This window comes from Dellaglioa sp. CoH-56-MRSF-14 (assembly GCF_056782115.1).
The window spans coordinates 1-275 of record NZ_JBXAYB010000100.1; the positions used below are offsets into that span (position 1 = coordinate 1).

Genomic DNA, 275 nt, shown 5'->3' on the forward strand with positions numbered 1-275 from the left:
GGACATCTGGGCGGGCTACGCCGGTCCCGGGATCGCCGCACGCGGTGTCGACAGCACGACCTGGACCGACCAGGTCGACATGCGGCCGACCGTCCTCGCTCTGACCGGGCTGCGCGACGACTATCCGGGCGACGGGCGCGTGCTGACCGAGATCGCGGCGACCTCGGCCCTCCCGACGGCGCTGCGCGGCCACCACTAGACGGTGCTGCGCCTCGGCCAGGTGTACAAGCAGCTCCTCGCCACGAACGGCCGGTTCGCCGCGGACACCCTGAAGG

Annotated in this window: 1 protein-coding gene; it reads left to right on the plus strand. The window is 72.7% G+C overall.

The genetic code is table 11. The features are described from left to right. On the plus strand, positions 1-199 hold a 199-nt coding region (locus AC1RPX_RS07960), incomplete at its 5' end, for a hypothetical protein (RefSeq protein WP_481763359.1). Positions 200-275 lie beyond the last annotated feature (76 nt).